The following is a 16,308-nucleotide window of genomic DNA, read 5'->3' as shown; positions in this document are numbered from 1 at the left end:
ATCACAGGGCGGTCAGGAAAGAACCCACCGTGTGTTGGGCCCGCGCTGTGGGCCATCAGGATCGATGCGCGCTTGGCCTATAGTCCGCAGGTGACGCAGTATTCCCGTGACAATTGCCCGGTCTACTCCCAGTTCTTCGGCGATTTCGCGCGTGGTCAGTGCAGCTCCTTCTTTGAGTTGAGCCAGGATCCAATCCTGAACGGAGGTCGCTGCAATGTGTCCTTCTATGTGAAGCCCCATCAGCGATCGGGCCTTGGTGGTAAGTATCCACTCTCGCGCTTCCCGTAGTTGTTCTACGAAACCGAGGCTCTCATACCACCGAAGGGTATCCGCAGCCTGATCTTCGCTGACTTGCATGAGTTGGGCAGCAGTGTGGCACAGCAGGATCTGGTTGTCCATAAGGTGACGGGCAATGATGAGGCCATTGACGCTGTCGAAAGGCTCAGCGCCGAAAGCGCCTTTGAGTTCGGTCAAGGCCTTAACAAACGTGGTGTCAACGCGCCCAGAGGACAAAATAACTTCGACGAAGGATTCCTCTGCGCGAAGCTCCGGAATATGGCGACCACTCGACAGCATGGATGCCCACATGCGGTCGAATCCGCGGGAGGACTCCTCTGCTAACCCCAGCATCCTTAACGCCGTCATAAGGCGGGGGTTTCGGGGAATGGATTGTGTTGTGAGAACCCGATCGCGTTGTACACCTGTGGGAAGACCACCGGGAGACCATACAGAGAAGGCTATGGGAGATTGATCGATGACTACCGCAGCCGACGCGTCCCAGTCGCGATGGGCTAAGGCATTAGAGACAAGCTCGTCGACAGCGGTGTCTGGGAAAGCCTTGATCGATACTTCTTGACCCGTGGCAAGTGCGATGCGCTCCACTTCTTGCTGGGCATTGACTCGAACTAGCTCTTTCAACCGCAAGTATGTGGTGATGAGGGGTGCAGAGATTTCCGTTGTTCTCGGCTCACCGCCAGGGACAAGACGGAGGAGGTGTCGAACTGTAACCTGCTGGGATACCGGAGGCATGAAAAGGATTTCGGCCGCGTATGTGGGGTTTTGTGAGCCATCGAGCAGCCCTAGTTCTCCCAAAAGTTCGCGGGCTGTTGCGGGAACAGGTTCTTGGGAACCGGACATTGCCCTCGCTTGGGCTAGGAGGTGTCGGGCCTGATCGACGGCCGTCATATCGAGTTCCTCAAGTCCTCGACGGGAGGGGTGAGCGGTGTAATCCGGGTTGGCACGTTCAAAAAAGAGTGCGCGGCGTTGATGCTCGGTGAGGGGTACGCAGCGAGTGCCAACCCGCTTGCTTGCCTGTCCCTTTGGGCGCTGATACAGCGTGATGCCACGGGGAACGCGCAAGACGATGAGCCGGGCTCCGCACCACTCCAGTTCTTCTGCTTCGACGTGGATGTTGGGCTGTGTTCCTTCGAAGATCTTTCTTATGAGCCAGTCCAATTCGCGCTGGGTGCCTGTAAATGCCTCTGGTCCAGACTTCTTGTCTGCGACTCCAAGCACAATGAAAGCGTTCCCGTTATCGGCATTGGAAAAGCACACGGCTTCATCGATGAGGAATTCAACAAGGGACGCGTCTGGATTGCGATTTCGTGGGTGGACGGCGGGATCCTCTTTAAAATCGAGAATTTCGGATTCCAGGCTATCGGCGGTTGCGCCGGCTTCAATCGAGCGCAGTGCCTGGATGATGAAGTCGAGTTCGTCCTCTCTCATGGCCCCGTAGTGTAGCAGAGTTGTTTCAAACAACTCCGCAACAACTAATAAACAACTAATGGCTAATATGGCAGCTTCTGGCGCAGAAATATTCTAGAATATGCAGGCCAGAACGTTGTTCAAGTTGTTTGGGAGTTGTTTCAGAGTTGTTTATTACTCCATTGCCGTGCCTCTTGTTGTTAAAAAGTTGTTGCCCGCAGTACCGGAATGGGCACTACGGGCAACAACTAAAAACTACGTCTCAAGGCGAGGTATCGCGCTTGATGGCTTACTGCTTGATGGCAGAGACCTCGAGCTCGATCTTGATCTCCTCGGAGACCAGTACGCCGCCGGTCTTCAGCGGGGCGTTGAAGTCAATGCCGAAGTCGGTGCGGTTAATAGAGGTCTTGGCCTCGAAGCCCAGGCGGGTGTTGCCGAAGGGATCCTCGGCCACGCCGGCCTCTTCTACCTTGAAGTCAACGGACTTGGTGGTGTCTTTGATGGTGAGGTCACCGGTGACGGTGCCCTCACCCTGCTCGTTCACGTTGAAGTCGGTAGCGGTGAAGGTCATCTCCGGGTACTTCTCCACGTCGAAGAAGTCCTCGTTCTTCACGTGCGCATCGCGGTCGGCGTTGTTGGTATCGATGGACGCCGTCTTGACGGTGGCGGTAGCTGCGGACTCGTTAATGTTCTCCCCTACCTTCAGGGTGCCCTCGAACTCAGTGAAGTTGCCGCGCACCTTGGTGATCATGGCGTGGCGAGCAACAAAGCCAATGGTGGTGTGGGATGGGTCCAGTGCGTAGGTTCCTGCAGGGATGGTCATGGGTTCCTCATTTCATAATAATGTTGACGTGACAACAAGAATTGTACGCCCCTTCGCTCAGCTGTCAAGGGTTCTTTTCCATCGAAAGCCATATCCCCAGACCTGCAACCCGAAACCTGCAGGTGGGCGTCGTCAAGCGCGCGATGCGTCTGAGTCAGCGAGCAGGGAGTTGCGGGTTCCAGGTCTGGGGATATGCGTGAGACCGTTCCTGTGGAGGTGCGTCAGTTGGTGGGGATACCCACCAGGGTGGCCTCCTTCAGGGTGACCGAACCGGACTTGGGCATGTCGGTGAACATGATGAGGGCGCCGTCGAAGGCCACTGGCTTCTGCTTGAGCTCGATGTCCTGGCGCGTGCTGGTCAGGGTGCCATGCGCGAGTTCGGTGAGCGTGCTGGACTTGGGGTTCTTCGGATCGAAGTCCTCAGTCTTGACGCCGTAGACCACGTACTTCGCGCCGATGGAATCCTTCTGTTCCAGTGGTAGGACGTGCAGCTGCGTGGGCTTATCGATGCTGAGCAGTAGGCCAGCGTCGGTGTCCTTGGTGGTCCAGGAACCGTCCACGTTCTTGCCTTCCGGAACCGAGGTGCTCTTTACGTCCTTGAAGAGCACAGCTGGCACGTTGGGGAACGTGGTTTCCTCGGAGGCTTCGCTCTTGGTCACCACCGGGGAGGTCTGTTCATCGGCGACCTGGGAGAGAATCCACACGCTGAGTGCTGCCATGGCCACGACGAAGACGGTGGCCAGCACGCCTAGGACGATGGTACCGGAGCCTGAGTAGCCGCGGCCGCCGAAGCCGGGGGCCGGGGTCGGATCCTCTTTGCGTGGGGATTCTTCCACGGGGACCTGCAGGGTCTCCTCGCCGTCGTCGCCATCGCCGGCGAAGGCCGATAGGCGGTGGGCGATGTCCTCCAAGTCGGCATCCTCCCCCGCCTCAGCATCGCTGGCGATGTCCTGGAGTACTTCTGGGGTGGGCGTGGTGGACTCCACCAGCAGGGAGATGGCAGAGGACAGTGCGGAACGGTCGGTCTCTTCATCGTTGCTCTGCAGAACCGCCGGGAAGGCCAAGGTGGCCACGCCCTCGGTGGAGATGCGGATACGGTTGCGGTTCTCAATGCCCAGCACGTGGCCCGCGGCATGGGCAGCGGCGGTTGTGCGGACCAGCGGTGCCAAGGCATGGGCCACGGCGCGTGGATCAAGGTCCTTATCTTCTGAGACCGTCTTGAGCGAGGTTCCTTCGACCCAGTCCGCCACGACGAGACAGCCCTGGCGGTAGGACAGGATGTCGATGTTGGTGGCGACTGCGTCGAGTTCCATCTCCGCTAGGCGGCGGGTAGCGCGGGAAACCTCCGCCGAGCGGCGAGCTGCCACGGCCGGGGTGGCCGGCGCCATGGGAGCCTCGCCCGTCGTATCGACGAAGGTAAGGGATACGACGCGTCCGGTGGCCTGCTCGCGGGCCTTCCAGAAACGGGTGCCTGGGGCAGAGCCGTAGTCCTTGAGGAGGCGGAAGCGGCCATCGGACACCGGTGCGCCCGGAACCAAGCGCGGGCCGCGGACGATACCGGCGGACATGGGCGGCGGAACTGGCGAGGAATTGAAGGCGTCCACGCTGAAGATGGGCTGGAACTCGAGCTGCTCCGGTTCCTCGACCTCGATGGCCTCGGCGTTCTCGATCTTGATGATGCGGGACATGCCGGGGATGCGCTGTAGCTGGCGGCCCAAGTTAATGACTTCCGGCAGGCCGGAGCGCGACAGCACGATGCCGGTCACGATGACAAAGACGATGCCGACCACAGCCAAGCGAATCAGGTGCACCACGGCAGGCAGCGAGGCCGGCAGCACAAGGTTCAGCGCCCAGTTGAGGGCGTAGGCCACGATGAGGCCTACGACCGAGGAGAGCACCGACCAGATGGTGGTGGCAATGACAGCGCGGCCACCCAGGCTGCCGAGCTTGCGCTTGAGCAGGAAGCCACCAATGACAGCACCGGCCACAAAGCCGAAGCCGTTCGCCGTACCCAGAAGGACGACCACGCGGTCGGGGGAATCCGCCACGTGTGGGGCAAGCAGGGAGAGCACCGACTTGGTCAGCGTGATGCCGGCGATAATAAACGTCGGCGTCCACGCTTCCTCGCGGGCATAGAACACGCGCAGGTGCAGCAGCACGAGGGCGTACGGAATCAGGGTAAAGGCGGAGAAGCTCAACGTGAGGCCGAGGAGCTCGGCGGCTTTGGCGTTGAAGGCACCGTATTGGAAAAGGCCGCGGGCAATGGGGATGCCGAAGCCCGTCATGAAGATGACGATGGGGATAAGCGCGATGAAGGTCAGCTTGGTACCCAGAGTGAGGTCACGGACCACGGCCTTGACGTCACCGTCGGCAGCGTTACGGGACAGGCGCGGCATAATCGCGGTAAGCAGTGTGACGCCGATGACGCCGTAGGGAACCTGCAGAAGCAGCCATGCCTGCTGGTAGATAAACGGCGCACCGTCGTCTGCAAGTGCGGCCACGCGGGACGTAATCACATACCCCAATTGGGAGATGGCCACGTAGGCCACGATGGCCAACGCCATCCCGCCGAACTGCTTGAGCCTGTCATCTAAGCCCCAGAGCGGCTTGAGGTTGATGCCCGCCTTCTTGAGATATGGGAACAAGATGAGGCATTGCACCACCACGCCGGCGGTTGTACCGAGGGATAGAAGGAGCACGTGGCCATCGGTAATCGGCGAAGGCGCATCGGGATGCAAACTGCCCGGTACCAGCTGATAGGCCACGAGCACCGAGATGGAAATGAGGTTGTTGACCACCGGTGCCCACGCGCCCGGCCCGAAGATATTCTTCGTATTGAGCACCGCTTGGAAGAGCGCGAAGAGCCCGTAGAAGAAGATCTGCGGCAGTAGAAGATAGGCAAACGACGTGGCCTGGATGGCGTTAACCTCGCCGTCGTCCGGCAGCATCACGCGGGTAATCTGCGGGGCAAAGATACACGACAGTACCGTAATCGTGGCCAGCAGCGAGAAGGCCAGCGTGAAGAGGCGCCGGACAAAGGCCTCGCCGCGGTCGGAGTCTTCCTTCTCCGCACGTACCAGCACGGGCACCACGAGCGAGGTCAACACCGCACCCAACACGATTTCCGTGATGAGGTTCGGCAGTTGGTTCGCCGTGCCGAAGGCAGAAGAAATGGCGGGGCCCAGAGTGGAGCCAATGAGCACCATGCGGATGAAACCCGTAATACGGGAAATCATTGTTGCCAAGGCCATGGAGCCGGTGGCACGCACGACGGCGCTGTCGGAGTTTGCTTCGCCGGAGGTATCGCTGGCGGTGGCCTGCGCCTCTCCCTTCAGTCCCGAGCGGTCTTCCTGCTCGTCGTCGACTGCCACGACGCCGCTTGGCGCACGTTTTTCCGGGACCGGTGCCGGCGGCGAGGGCGTGACAATGCGTCGACGGGCACCAGACAAAGGTTCATGTGTCATAGAGAAAACTATCCGTGAGTGTTCTTTTTCTTCCGCTTACCCAGCCGGAACAGTGCGGCTAGGACGAGGACGAGCGCGGCGGCGATGCCGGCTCCATAGACGCTAACGATACCGGCCCGCGTCTGCACGGTGATATCGATAGGATCCGAAATCAGGTGCCCATCGGGATCGGTGGGCACGCTGGGCGTTGCCAGCCACAGCCGCAGGGACGTACGGTCGGCGTCGCTAGGCAGGTCAGCGGTCATGGACACGGTAATGGATCCCTTGGCCGGGATGTGAACCGAGTCTGGTGTGTTGAGTGTAGAACCGTCAGGGGCGTCGTAGGCCAGGTGGGCGTCGACAGGCAGCGGCAGCCCATTCTCCGCCACAATGAGCAGCGGCGAGGACTCCGAGACACGCGTGTAGACATTGCCTGGCGGGATCAATGAGACGGAGGCGCGCAGCTCACGCAGCATATCCGCGTTCTTCTCCAAGCGTGTGCGGCTCTCCTCCACCGCTGGGCGGAAGCCGCGCAGGCTGGTGCGGCCGGTGTCACTGAGCACGGCGAGCAGGTCGCGGCGCAGCGGCACCGTGAATTGGTAGCGCGTCATGGCGATGCCGGGGTCATTGACCATGATGGACATGAGCTCATCCGTGTAGCGTGACTGCTGTCTGACCTGCGTAATTTCCGCGTCATGGAAGGCCGCGGGGTTGGTGTATGGGCTACCAGGCTCGCCCTCGCTGGTCTCCATCGGCAGCGCGGTGACGGGCCGCGGCGTCATGTGCCCAGAGTCCAAAAGATGCTGTGCGGCCTCCACCACGGCGCGTGCGGCGGCGGGATCCTGATAGTTCGGCAGCTTAGCCACCACACCGTCGCGTTCACCTTCACTGGCCTGCTCCACTTCGTGTGCCGCCACGCTTATCGACGCCCCCGCCGTCAGCGCCCTCGCCTGCTCCGAGTCCTCTGCAAAGTCATAGCGTAGTTCCGGGTTGGAATAGCCCGTCGTCTGTGGGTAAGACCCGGTTTGGGCGAGCAGGGCGCCCAGGGAGGCGTCGAACGTCACTGCTTCCCCAGCCCACGCAGAGTTATCCGCAAGAAGAAGCGGCACGGTGAATTTATGCTCACTCGTGCCCGAAGCTGGCGCGGTGAGCGTCGTGTTGAGAGGAGCTCCCAGCACCCGCTCGATGGTCTCCTGCCCCTTTTCCACGGCCTCATGCGTGAGCCACTCATTGCCCACGCGGGCGACGGCATCCGTATTGGCATTGGCCCACGGCAGAAGCATGCGGCAATCCACGCCCTTGAGTTTTTCCAACCAGGCAGCGGCATCCTTCGAACCGGTTCCCGGCTCACCGCGGTCCGAATCAGAACCGGAGAACCAGGAATCACGCAAGCGCTTCGGGCGTTGCGCGATGGAAGGCCGAGTCTCGTGGACGGTGTAGCCGGAGGCGATGCGGTCGGCGGCGTCGACAAGCGCAGGGTCCACCGCCACACACCCGGAACCGTGCAGATCGTGCTCCAGGTAGGCGTTGAGCAACTGGTCCAAACGCCCACCCGGTGCCATCTGTTGCGGCAGTTGTTCGCTTTCCAGGATGAGATCCTGGCCGCCGGTATCACCCGGCACCACATCAACCTGTGCGGTGAGCGGATAAATAAGGGAGAAGGCGTGAGGTTTCTCTGGGGCCTCCCGGTCCCCTTGAAAATCTAGAATCGTCCGTTCTTCCGCAAAGCTTGCCGCCTGGCCATCACGAGTACCGGTCAGGGTGAAGAGCAGCGGGTACGCGCCGGGTTCCGTAATGGCGAGTGTGGAATCCTCCCCCAATGCCGTAGGCACGGCAACGGTGACCTCGCGGCTCTCCCCCGGCTTGAGCTCGCCGGCCGTGGCGGAGGGCCCATAATAAGGAAAAGAACCCGCAGCCAGTTCTTGGCGGGCCTGCGTGGTCGAGCCCACCGCATCGCTGCGTCGAGTTGTCACCTGCAGGTTTTCCACTGCGCTGTTGGTCGGGTTATGGATACGCAGCGTGACCTCACCGGTCTCCCCTACCCGTGCTTCACTGGCGCTGAGCAGGCTGAGTTCCAGCTCATCAGGGCCTCGGGAGCCCAGCCAATACTGCGAATCCGCCAGGCTCTCGTCGGGAGTTTCTGCCTGTGCCACCGGGGCGAGGCCCCCGAACGCTAGTGCCGCAGCCAGCGCTATGCGCCACCCATGCCGGCTCACCGCGGGGTCGCCTTTCCTGCGGCGGCTTCCTTTCGCGCGAGATCCGGCAGGAGGTCATGGGCAATGCGCGCGAGCTTGCGCTCATCCGCATAGGCCAGGTGCTCGATGAGCTCAGAGACAGGGATCCAGGAGACCTCGGTGACCTCCGGGTCCTCATCATTCATGATGCCGTCCTCAAAGCGCAGCAGATGATGGTGCACAGTCTTGTGAATGCGCACGCCATCGGAGACGAACCAATAATCAATCATGCCTAGGTCTGCGAAGACCTTGCCGTGGATTCCGGTCTCCTCCCACACCTCGCGTTCGGCGGTGAGCTCCTTAGGTTCGTCATTTTCCACGTGGCCCTTCGGCATGGACCACAGCAGGCGGCCGCGGCGGTCCAACCTGCCAATGAGCGCGACATAAATCTGGGAAAGGTCCACGTTGCCGTCCTCATCGACGGCCTCGGCCAATCCGGACACGACAAGACCGCCCGCGGACGTCTCATCCCGCGTGGTCATGCGGTTAGTGGACGTGCGCTGCGGGCGTCCCGAGCGGCGGTTCCGGTTACCCGCGCCCCGCCGGCGGCGGCGCTTGGGCCCTGGCGTGTTCTTAGTCATCCCTGCTAATCGTAGTAGACTTCGATCCGTGAATTTTCAGGACACTCAGCTAATCGGCGTACTCGCCCGCGCAGACGCCTCCCTCAACCAGCTCAGTGGCCTCCTCCAGGGGCTGGTGGATCGCTTTGCGCTTCACGACGCCCCCCTCTACCTCGTCGGCGGCTCCGTCCGCGACGCACTCCTAGGCCGCCTGGGCAACGACCTCGACTTCACTACCCCGGCTCGCCCGGACGTGGTGTACTCCATCCTCGAGGAGTGGGCAGAAACCGTGTGGGACACGGGCATTGACTATGGCACCGTCTCCGCTGCGTATAAGGGCCAGCAGATCGAGATCACTACCTTCCGCTCCGATAGCTACGATGGTGATTCCCGCAACCCCGAGGTCGTGTACGGCGATACCCTCGAAGGCGATCTTGTGCGCCGCGATTTCACGGTCAACGCCATGGCCATCGAGCTGCGTCCCGACGGAACCCGGGAATTCCACGACCCGATGGGAGGCCTCAAGCACCTGGCGGACCGGGTCCTCGATACTCCCGACGCCCCTGAAATCTCCTTCCACGATGATCCCCTCCGCATGCTCCGCGCGGCACGATTCGCGGCGCAGGTGGAGTTTGACGTCGCCAAGCGCGTGCGCGACGCCATGACCGACATGGCTGGCGAAATCCAGCGCATCACCGTGGAGCGCGTGCAGGTCGAGCTCAACAAACTGATCTGCGGCACTGCGCCGTGGAAGGGCATTGACCTGCTCGTGGAGACTGGGATTGCGGATTACATCTTCCCGGAGATTCCGGCCCTGCGTATGGCTCCCGACGAGCATGCGCAGCACAAGGATGTCTACGCCCACTCGCTCACCGTGCTGCGCCAGGCCATGGAGCAGGAAGAAGATGGCCCCGATCTCATTCTTCGGTGGGCCGCCCTGCTGCACGACATTGGCAAGCCGGATACCCGCGACACCACCGATGGCAAGGTGAGCTTCCACCACCACGAGGTCGTGGGCGCGAAGCTTACCCGCAAGCGCCTTCGTAAGCTCAAGTTCCCTAAGTCCACCACGGAAGACATTGGCCAGCTGGTCTACCTGCACATGCGCTTCCATGGTTTCGGCGATGGCCAGTGGACCGATTCCGCTGTGCGCCGCTATGTCACCGATGCCGGGGATTTGTTGCCACGCTTGCACAAGCTGGTGCGCGCCGACTGCACCACCCGCAACGAACGCAAGGCACGCCGCCTGCAGCGCACCTACGATGAGCTGGAGGAACGCATCGCGGATATCGCCGCCAAGGAGGATCTCGCCCGTGTGCGCCCTGATCTCGATGGCAACGAGATCATGGAGATCCTCGGTCTCCAGCCCGGACCCGAGGTGGGCCAAGCTTGGTCCTACCTCAAGGAGCTGCGCCTCGAAGAAGGTCCGCTGGAGCGCGACGTTGCTATTGCGAAGCTGCGCGAGTGGTGGAATTCTAGATAGGGATGTACGCAGATAGACTCTTCAACGCCCTCGAGCGCAACGACCCAGCTCCTGGCCAGCTCCTTGTTGCGGCTCCCGACGTCCTCGTGCCGCATTACAATCGCTCCGTTGTCCTCATCACGGAGCAACACGCTGGGCGCACGTATGGTGTTGACCTAACCAAGCGCTCCGAGATGGCCGTCTTTAACGTCATGCCGGAGTGGTTACCTGTGGTGGCTAAGCCGCAAGCCCTTTACATTGGCGGCCCGCATAACCAGCAGGCAGCCATTGGTGTGGCCATGACGCGCCAAGGCGTGGACATGGAGAAGCAGCCTTCGCTGAGCCGCCTCGCTCCCCGTGTGGCGCTTGTTGATTTGCGTGTGGGTCCCGATGCCGTGACCGAACTGGTGGAGGGTATGCGCCTTTTCGCGGGTCACTTCGAATGGGGTCTCGGCGAACTCGATGAGGAAATCGATCGCGGCGAGTGGTACGTTGCCCCCGCCCTTCCCCAGGACGTGGTGTCTTCCGGTTCGACCGACACATGGTCGGACGTCATGAAGCGCCAGGCCATGCCCTTGCCGCTTTTCTCTACCTTCCCGCGCTACATCGACGAAGATAATTAGGCCCTCGCATCGCAACGTGAACTAGCATTTTCTCCATGCGTTCGGAGATAGCTGCGGCAGTGAAGACCTGCATGGCCATCGCGGTGGGCGTGGTTCCGCTCGGCTTGGCCTTCGGTGTGCTCATGGTTCAAACCGGGTTTGACTGGTGGTGGACCCCAGTCTTCTCCATCGTTATTTATGCAGGTTCCATGGAATTTCTGGCAATATCTATGGTCACCGGCGGAGTTACCCCGGGGGTCGCGGCGCTTACCGGTTTCATGGTGAACTTCCGCCACCTCTTTTATGGCCTTACCTTCCCGCGGGATGCGATACGCAGTCCACTCGGCCGTGCCTGTTCCACCTATGCGCTTACCGACGAATCCTATGCCGTCCTCTCCGCCCTCCCCCGACATTCGCGCCCTAGTGGCACCTTCGTGTTTTCGGTGCAGTTGTTCTGCCAAATCCTGTGGGTCGGTGCCGGCATCATCGGTGCGCTAGCGGGTCAGGCTATTCCGCCCTCGGTAAAGGGCCTCGACTTCGCCCTTGTCGCTCTCTTCGTTGTCCTAGCGATTGATTCCTTCCAGAACAACAAGGACTACTCGCTTCCGTTGTCTGCGGCGGCCCTAGGCATCCTCGCCGGATTCCTCTTTCCCGGTCAGCTGCTCATGGTGGCGCTGACTGCGTACTTCCTCGTGCTCGTCGTGCGCTACCTCTCCCCGCGCTTAGATACCGCGATGGTCCTGCGGAAGGAGTCGCCATGCCGGCCGGAGTGACCCTTTCTACTATCTTGGCAGTCCTCATCCCTGTCGGCATCGTGACGGTGCTATTGCGCTGGCTGCCCTTTGCCTTCGTCAAAGCACTTAAGGGAAGCCAGTTCATCTCGATGCTGGGGTTCACAATGCCCGTAGGCGTTATGACCGTTTTGGTGGTCTATACCTTATTTGGTGCATCCCGTGACATGGGAAGCTTCATCGCCCCCTTTGCCGGTGCTGCTTTTACCGCGGCTCTTCACCTGTGGCGCCGGAACTCCGGTCTCTCCATTTTCGGCGGTACCGCGTTTTACATGATCCTTGTGAATGTGGTCTTCTAGATCTCACCGTAGAGAGCAGTAGCTTCCGTCCACAAGGAATGGAATTGGAGAGCACTGACAAACTCTGATTCAATATCCGGAAACTCATCGTAGGTGTTGGGGTGTGGAACTACCTGCTGCGGAATATCGGCATTGCCTACCGACGCCTGTGGGGTCGCTGCTCCCACGATGGAATCATTCGGCGCGAGCGCAATCATGCGCTGCATGGAACAGGCGGAGTCACTAATTTCTTGCATTTCCGCAATGTGGATGGCTGTTCCGACCTCCGGGAGGGTCATGGTCGTTCGAACGTAGAGAGTTTTCATGGTGCCTCACTCTACCCGCGCATAGCGCGACGCCACAGACGCGCAGATCATGAGCTGAACCTGGTGGTAAATCATGAGCGGGAGGATGAGCAGTCCCAGCGACGTGCTGCCGGAAGCAAAAATAACCGAGGCCATCGGCAGGCCCGTGGCAAGAGACTTCTTCGATCCACAGAACTGGATGGCAATAGTGTCTTCCCGGCTAAACCCGAGTTTTGTGCTTATGGCCTTGGTGAGCCAAAGCATGAAGAACACGAAGACTGTAGAGAAGAGAATCTGGAAGAGGATTTGCCAGACGCTAATCTGCGACCAAATGCCATCTACCATTCCTTTTGAAAAGGCTGCGTAGACGACCATGGCGATGGAACCTCGGTCCACCACTTTTGTGGCCTTACTTGCGGCGAGCGTGCCGACCCACCTGCGCGTGAGCTGGCCCAGTGCGAAAGGCAGGAGCAAGAGTACTGAGATCTCGAGGAAGACCGAGCTGTCGATGTGGATTCCATTTCCCGCACCCATGAGTGCCATAACGAGGAGCGGGGTGAGGATGACGCCCGCCAAGTTCGACGCCGATGCTGACACGATTGCGCCAGCGACGTTACCCTTTGCAACGGACGTGAATGCCACGGAGGACTGCACGGTTGATGGCACAAGCGTGAGGTACAGGATGCCCAAATAGAGGTCGTTGGGTATGAAGACCGTGAGAGGTCTCAGGGCGAGACCGATAAGGGGATATACAGCAAAGGTAAACGCGAGGATGGTGAGATGCAGTTTCCAGTGCTTGATGCCATTAATCGCCTCGCGCGTAGAGAGTCGCGCTCCGTACAGAAAGAAGAGGAGCGCGATGCCGATATTAGTAAGGACGTCGAAGGCGTCTGCGAATTCACCACGGGCTGGGAACACGATCGCAATGGCGACGGCGCAGAGGATGAGAAGTATGAGGGGGTCGAGGTTTTTGAGGCGCTCAAGCATATATCAGAGTGTAGACGTCCCTCATATGTTTCACGTGAAACGCTGTGACGACGTTAGCTGCTGACGTTCCTTACCGTTCCGCCGTCGTTTTCAACGCCGTACTCCGTGAGTGGCTTGGGGCTTGGGCCGCCAGTGACTTCACCGGTAGCCAGGTCAAAGCTTGAATAGTGGCTCGTGCACGTCGCCGTCAGTCCCTCAATCTTGGTAATGAGGGATTGCTGGTGTGGGCAGGTCTGGGAATAGGCCTTAAACTCGCCTTCGGTCGGCTGAGCGAAGATCACCTTGTCGACGATAATGGCAGAACCAACTGGAATCTCTGTGGCGGCGATTTCAGCCGAAGGCTCCTTGCCGCAGGCTGCGAGGTATGCGCCTGCAAAGGTGGTGGCGGTGCCAAGGAGGAACAGGCGACGAGAACACGTAGTCATGGGCCCTACTCTATCCGATCTCACCCTCCCACACAGGAAGCTCGCGTTCGGTGCTACCGCTAAAGTCATAAGAGCCGTATGAGGTTCCCACATCGCTGTAGATTGTTCCGGCTTGCGCTACCGTCTTTGTGCCGCGTGTATCGGCGGCCATAGCGTAGGAGGCACCGGCGCCCAAGGCGGTGAGGCTCAATGCCGCTGCGGCGACAATCTGAAGGGTCTTGTTTCGCTTAGTGTTAGTCATGAAGACCATCGTCCTCTGCAATCCTACCACTGTCACGTACTAGGCCCAGTCTCCCACTCACTTGTGGCTAAGTTGACAGCTAACGCCCAGATGTAAGAAAACGGACCCTCATCAATGATGGATTGTACCTACCATCAGGAGGGTCCAACTATGATTTCGTTATGACGTAAAATGGCCTATTGGCATGGGTGGACACATTACGTCACAGTGTTGTAATTATTTGCCTGCGCCATCGGAGTGTTTGGCAGCTGCGCGGACCGCGGAGACGTCGACAGCCGGCGGTGTGTCATCCCCACATCCGTCATCGCCACAGTTGCAGGAATCCCCGCAGCCTTCGTCTTCTTTGTGCACTTGGTCCCACAGGTAGGCCGCGCGGGCGCCCATGTTAGAGCCGATGGACAACAGTAATACCGCAACGATGAACGTTGCGGCTGGGATAAGCCACATCCAGCCTTCTGCCCGCAGAGCTACGAAGCCTCCAAAGATAAGCGCGACACCACCGAGCGCCCAGAAAGGACCGGCAACCGCGTGCGCGTTATCCCATGCCTCCCTACTCTTTCGGATTTCTGCCAGGCGAAGACCGACGACACTATTGCCTGGAAGCTTGCGCAATGAAGCGAGACCGCCCACGATCACAAAAACTGCGGCGAGGATGAAGAAGAGGATTCCGACTACGAGCATGTGCACTAGTCTATCTCTCCCGCTGCCCGGCGAGAAAGCCGGTTCAAATTATGAGATTGCTCCTGTAATATACATTTCGTGTCGCTCGGTAGATAATAAAGCTTTTATTACCCAGCGATGGAAATCCACGTGGTTCCAACCATAGAAAAGAATCAATCATGTCATTCAAGAGTGTTCTCAACTCTCTGTTGTTCAAGATCATTGTCGCGATTATCTTGGGCATCATTGCAAGCCAGTTTGCTCCCGAATGGTTCGGTAGAACCTTCGCGACGTTTAACGGGCTGTTTTCAAATTTCTTGGGCTTCTTTATCCCGGTTTTGATTTTTGCCCTCGTGGCACCAGCTATCGCCGGTCTTGGCCGCGGCGCAGGTAAGTGGCTGGGCATCACCGCAGGCATTTCCTACGGTTCCACCATTGTTTCCGGCTTGGTGGCCTATGGGCTTACCCAGGTCCTGTACCCAGTCATGCTCAAGGGCCAAACGCTCAATACCGATGTTGCCGATATTGATGAGGGTGCCCTCAAACCATACTTTGAGGTATTAATGCCGGCACCTTTTGAGGTGATGACGGCGTTGCTTCTCTCCTTCTGCGTCGGCGTGGCTATGACAACGGTCAAGTCCGATAATCTCTACGCCCTTTCGAAGGAGTTTGAAGGGGTCGTCATTAAGGTTATCTGGGGTTTCGTTATTCCGCTCTTGCCGATCTACATCTTCGGTATCTTTCTGACCCTCGGTATGAACGGCAACATTGGCACGGTAATGGCTGCTTTCGCCAAGGTTCTCCTCCTTTCAGTGGTCATGACTCTGGTCTACTTGGTTTTTCAGTATCTGGTTGCCGGTGCTATTGCCGGAAAGAATCCGTTTACAGCAATGAAGAATATGGCGCCCGCCTACTTCACTGCGTTGGGCACTTCGTCTTCCGCCGCGACCATTCCGGTTTCTCTTGATTCCGCTCTGAAGAACGGCATTTCCAAGCCAGTCGCCGGTTTCGTCATTCCGCTCTGTGCCACGATCCACTTGTCTGGCTCCATGATGAAATTGACTTTGTATGCCTTCGCTATTGTCTTCATGTCTCCAGATATGGAGGGAGATCTCGGAAAGGCTTTGAGCTTCATTCTGCTGCTGGGGATCATGATGATTGCCGCTCCGGGCGTTCCTGGTGGTGCTGTGATGGTGGCGGTTGGCCTCTTGCAGTCCAATATGGGCTTCGACGATTCCATGGTGGCGCTGATGATTGCTGCATACATCGCCATCGATTCTGTTGGTACCGCGGCAAACGTCACTGGCGACGGAGCTATCGCGATGATTGTCGATCGCTTTGCCCGCGACAAGATCGACGGCATCGACTCTAAATCGGAGGCTAAGGTCGCCGACGGAGAGGCCGCTACGGCCTGAGTTTCACGTGAAACTTCCACCCCCTTCCCTACTGGGTTGGGGGTTCGCTCGTTTTCCCGCCTAACCGTGAAGCTCCGTCGAGAATTCTGGGTTTGCTCGATGGTGCAGTCAACGCAGTGCTTAGCGACGCCTTCTCTGACCTTGTTTCTGGCCGTTATTGTGTGGTGTTTGTCACAGTTTGGTGTGGGGTGTTTGATAATCCGCCGTCTATATGTGGTGCTGGGGAGAGTATGTTCGAATGGGTGTGTTGTTTTGGTCTAGTTGTGGTGGTGTGCTTCGGGGTCTGGTGTGGTGTTGGGGCGGTTGGGTAGTGTGGTGGCTAGAAAGGGTGTTCGTATTGTCTAGTATTTAAGGGGGTGTCACTTATGGTGGCAACCA

At 59.2% G+C, this 16,308-nt stretch carries 14 protein-coding genes and 1 pseudogene; 5 read left to right on the top strand and 10 right to left on the bottom strand.

What is annotated here, in order from left to right; translation table 11 throughout:
- Nucleotides 1–12 precede the first annotated feature (12 nt).
- The 5 genes and pseudogenes from QP922_RS10390 to QP922_RS10370 all read right to left on the bottom strand — a co-directional run.
- Nucleotides 13–1,725, bottom strand: a complete 1,713-nt coding sequence (locus QP922_RS10390; RefSeq protein ID WP_284809372.1) for an RNA/DNA-binding domain-containing protein — start codon at nt 1,723–1,725, stop codon at nt 13–15.
- 268 nt (nt 1,726–1,993) lie between these two features.
- Nucleotides 1,994–2,527 (bottom strand): YceI family protein, encoded by a 534-nt coding sequence (locus tag QP922_RS10385; protein ID WP_284809371.1) that lies wholly within the window; start codon nt 2,525–2,527, stop codon nt 1,994–1,996.
- Nucleotides 2,528–2,748: 221 nt separating this feature from the next.
- Complete coding sequence (murJ, locus tag QP922_RS10380; protein ID WP_284809370.1) at nt 2,749–5,991, bottom strand: murein biosynthesis integral membrane protein MurJ; 3,243 nt, start codon at nt 5,989–5,991, stop codon at nt 2,749–2,751.
- 8 nt (nt 5,992–5,999) lie between these two features.
- A complete protein-coding gene (locus QP922_RS10375) occupies nt 6,000–8,186 on the bottom strand; it encodes a DUF6049 family protein (protein WP_284809368.1) in 2,187 nt (728 codons plus the stop codon).
- Nucleotides 8,183–8,758, bottom strand: a pseudogene (locus tag QP922_RS10370) (NUDIX hydrolase); the annotation flags it as partial. The pseudogene QP922_RS10370 and the gene QP922_RS10375, both read right to left, overlap by 4 nt.
- Nucleotides 8,759–8,813: 55 nt before the next feature.
- Here QP922_RS10370 and QP922_RS10365 point away from each other — a divergent pair.
- From QP922_RS10365 to QP922_RS10350, 4 genes are read left to right on the top strand one after another with little or no spacing between them, the layout of a single operon-like run.
- Nucleotides 8,814–10,247 carry a CCA tRNA nucleotidyltransferase gene (locus QP922_RS10365; RefSeq protein WP_284809367.1) on the top strand — a complete coding sequence of 478 codons (1,434 nt, stop codon included), beginning with the start codon at nt 8,814–8,816 and terminating at the stop codon, nt 10,245–10,247.
- Nucleotides 10,248–10,249: 2 nt separating this feature from the next.
- On the top strand, nt 10,250–10,849 hold the full coding sequence (locus QP922_RS10360; RefSeq protein WP_284809365.1) for a YqgE/AlgH family protein: 600 nt from the start codon (nt 10,250–10,252) through the stop codon (nt 10,847–10,849).
- A gap of 35 nt (nt 10,850–10,884) precedes the next feature.
- Nucleotides 10,885–11,601, top strand: coding sequence for an AzlC family ABC transporter permease (locus tag QP922_RS10355; protein ID WP_284809363.1), 717 nt, complete (start codon nt 10,885–10,887; stop codon nt 11,599–11,601).
- Complete coding sequence (locus tag QP922_RS10350) at nt 11,586–11,918, top strand: branched-chain amino acid transporter permease (protein ID WP_284809362.1); 333 nt, start codon at nt 11,586–11,588, stop codon at nt 11,916–11,918. The genes QP922_RS10355 and QP922_RS10350 overlap by 16 nt, the downstream gene beginning before the upstream one ends.
- Here QP922_RS10350 and QP922_RS10345 read toward each other — a convergent pair.
- The 5 genes from QP922_RS10345 to QP922_RS10325 all read right to left on the bottom strand — a co-directional run bounded on the left by QP922_RS10345 (nt 11,915) and on the right by QP922_RS10325 (nt 14,536).
- The gene (locus tag QP922_RS10345; RefSeq protein WP_284809361.1) at nt 11,915–12,223 is read right to left on the bottom strand and encodes a hypothetical protein; all 309 of its coding nucleotides are present in this window, start codon (nt 12,221–12,223) and stop codon (nt 11,915–11,917) included. The genes QP922_RS10350 and QP922_RS10345 overlap by 4 nt on opposite strands.
- A gap of 6 nt (nt 12,224–12,229) precedes the next feature.
- On the bottom strand, nt 12,230–13,189 hold the full coding sequence (locus QP922_RS10340) for a bile acid:sodium symporter family protein (protein ID WP_284809359.1): 960 nt from the start codon (nt 13,187–13,189) through the stop codon (nt 12,230–12,232).
- A 53-nt stretch (nt 13,190–13,242) separates the two neighbouring features.
- Complete coding sequence (locus QP922_RS10335; protein WP_070669984.1) at nt 13,243–13,614, bottom strand: Rieske (2Fe-2S) protein; 372 nt, start codon at nt 13,612–13,614, stop codon at nt 13,243–13,245.
- Nucleotides 13,615–13,624: 10 nt separating this feature from the next.
- Nucleotides 13,625–13,855, bottom strand: coding sequence for a hypothetical protein (locus tag QP922_RS10330; protein ID WP_141754551.1), 231 nt, complete (start codon nt 13,853–13,855; stop codon nt 13,625–13,627).
- A 216-nt stretch (nt 13,856–14,071) separates the two neighbouring features.
- Nucleotides 14,072–14,536 (bottom strand): SdpI family protein, encoded by a 465-nt coding sequence (locus tag QP922_RS10325; protein ID WP_284809357.1) that lies wholly within the window; start codon nt 14,534–14,536, stop codon nt 14,072–14,074.
- Between the two features lie 158 nt (nt 14,537–14,694).
- On the opposite strand from QP922_RS10325, the gene QP922_RS10320 reads away from it, so the two are divergent.
- Complete coding sequence (locus tag QP922_RS10320; RefSeq protein WP_284809356.1) at nt 14,695–15,930, top strand: dicarboxylate/amino acid:cation symporter; 1,236 nt, start codon at nt 14,695–14,697, stop codon at nt 15,928–15,930.
- The last annotated feature ends 378 nt before the right edge of the window (nt 15,931–16,308 follow it).

Source organism: Corynebacterium sp. MSK218 (assembly GCF_030232655.1).
GTDB lineage: Bacteria > Actinomycetota > Actinomycetes > Mycobacteriales > Mycobacteriaceae > Corynebacterium.
The sequence above is the reverse complement of the archived record's forward strand: the minus strand, read 5'-3'. Positions and strand labels throughout refer to the sequence as shown.

Bases quoted from the DNA above. Each gene is read 5' to 3' on its own strand.
- QP922_RS10355 (WP_284809363.1), top strand. From the start codon at position 10,885: ATGCGTTCGGAGATAGCTGCGGCAGTGAAGACCTGCATGGCCATCGCG.
- QP922_RS10385 (WP_284809371.1), bottom strand. From the start codon at position 2,527: ATGACCATCCCTGCAGGAACCTACGCACTGGACCCATCCCACACCACC.
- QP922_RS10330 (WP_141754551.1), bottom strand. From the start codon at position 13,855: ATGACTAACACTAAGCGAAACAAGACCCTTCAGATTGTCGCCGCAGCG.
- QP922_RS10350 (WP_284809362.1), top strand. From the start codon at position 11,586: ATGCCGGCCGGAGTGACCCTTTCTACTATCTTGGCAGTCCTCATCCCT.
- QP922_RS10340 (WP_284809359.1), bottom strand. From the start codon at position 13,189: ATGCTTGAGCGCCTCAAAAACCTCGACCCCCTCATACTTCTCATCCTC.
- QP922_RS10345 (WP_284809361.1), bottom strand. From the start codon at position 12,223: ATGAAAACTCTCTACGTTCGAACGACCATGACCCTCCCGGAGGTCGGA.
- QP922_RS10390 (WP_284809372.1), bottom strand. From the start codon at position 1,725: ATGAGAGAGGACGAACTCGACTTCATCATCCAGGCACTGCGCTCGATT.
- QP922_RS10320 (WP_284809356.1), top strand. From the start codon at position 14,695: ATGTCATTCAAGAGTGTTCTCAACTCTCTGTTGTTCAAGATCATTGTC.
- QP922_RS10360 (WP_284809365.1), top strand. From the start codon at position 10,250: ATGTACGCAGATAGACTCTTCAACGCCCTCGAGCGCAACGACCCAGCT.
- QP922_RS10335 (WP_070669984.1), bottom strand. From the start codon at position 13,614: ATGACTACGTGTTCTCGTCGCCTGTTCCTCCTTGGCACCGCCACCACC.
- QP922_RS10325 (WP_284809357.1), bottom strand. From the start codon at position 14,536: ATGCTCGTAGTCGGAATCCTCTTCTTCATCCTCGCCGCAGTTTTTGTG.
- murJ (WP_284809370.1), bottom strand. From the start codon at position 5,991: ATGACACATGAACCTTTGTCTGGTGCCCGTCGACGCATTGTCACGCCC.